The 1,532-nt window shown below is 61.7% G+C and carries 1 protein-coding gene; it reads right to left on the bottom strand.

The window, feature by feature from the left end; translation table 11 throughout:
* Positions 1–1,532, bottom strand: a 1,532-nt coding sequence (locus B3C64_RS00005; RefSeq protein WP_291532857.1) for a glycoside hydrolase family 13 protein, incomplete at both ends; no start/stop codon positions are given.

Raw genomic sequence — 1,532 nt, 5'->3', positions numbered from 1 at the left:
GCGACCTCCGTTGGCACGTCGGCGGATTTGTCGGTGAGGTTGACGATGACGAGCATGACGTCGTCGCCGTGCTTGCGGGTGAATGCGTACACCCGCTCGTCATCCGGCGCGACGAGATCCCATTCGCCGGCCGCGACGGTGGCGTTGTTGTGGCGCATGGCGATGAGCTTCTTGTAGAACGTGTAGACGGAGTCGGGATCGTCGAATTCCTCGGCGGCGTTAATCTCCACATGGTTCGGGTTCACGTCGATCCATGGTTCCGTCGCGGCGTTCGGCGCGGTGAAGCCGGCATATTTGGACGCGTCCCATTGCATCGGAGTGCGTGCGTTGTCGCGGCCGATCAGCGCGAGCGCGGCCATCATAGATTCGGATGACTGGCACTTGGCCTCCTCCACGCGCTGATGGTATGCGTTGATGGCCTCCAGATCGCGGTATTGGCTGAGTTTGGTGAAGTGAGCGTTGGTCATGCCCAATTCCTCGCCTTGGTAGATGTACGGGGTTCCGCGATGCATGTGCAGCAGCATGCCGAACGCTTTGGCGCTGAGTTCGCGTGATTCGCGGTCGGCGTCGTTCCCCCAGCGGGATACGACGCGCGGCTGGTCATGGTTGCAGAAGAACAGGCTCGCCCACCCCGCGTTCCTCACGGCCTGCTGCTGGTCGGCGAGATGCGTGCGCAGGTTTTTCACCGCGAACGGCACGGTGTTCCACTTGGAGCCTTCCTGGTCGATGCCGACGTGGTCGAAAAGGAACAGCATGTCGAGTTCCTTATCGGTCGGATCGGTGATGTGCTCGTTGCGTTCCGGCGTGATGCCCGGAGCCTCGCCCACATTCATGTAGCCTTCACGCCCCTCAAACACCTCGCGGCGCATCTCGGCGAGAAACCCGTCAAGACGCGGACCGTCGGAACAGAACGGGAACGGGCTGGAATAGCCTTCCTCGCCGACCGGATTGTCGGCGATCCGCGAGCCTTCCTCGCCGGGCAGTTTGCCGTTGGCGTCGATGGTTTTGGAGATCTGGGTGATCACGTCCATGCGGAAACCGTCGATGCCGCGGTCCATCCACCAGTTCATCATCCGGTAGACGGCCTTGCGCACTTCGGGATTCTCCCAGTTGAGATCGGGTTGTTTCTTGGAATACTGGTGGAGGAAGTATTCGCCGCGTTTCGGATCGTACTGCCATGCGGAGCCGCCGAAGTAGGAGCCCCACTGGTTCGGCTCGGCACCCGGAGTGCCCGGTTCATGGCCGGGTTTGGCCGGACGCCACCAATACCAATCGGCGTGCGGATCGTTCTTGTCGCGCGAAGCCTGGAACCAGGCGTGCTCGTCGGACGTGTGGTTCACGACCAGATCCATGATGACCCTCAGACCACGTCGGTGCGCTTCGGCGAGCAGTTCGTCCATGTCTTCCATCGTGCCGAACAGCGGATCGATGGCCTGATAGTCGGCGATGTCGTAGCCGTTGTCGTCCTGCGGGGACTTGTATACCGGCGACAACCACAGCACGTCCACGCCAAGGTCCGCGAGATAGTCGAG

It is taken from the genome of Bifidobacterium sp. UBA6881 (assembly GCA_002451435.1).
Classification (GTDB): Bacteria; Actinomycetota; Actinomycetes; order Actinomycetales; family Bifidobacteriaceae; genus Bifidobacterium.
The sequence above is the reverse complement of the archived record's forward strand: the minus strand, read 5'-3'. Positions and strand labels throughout refer to the sequence as shown.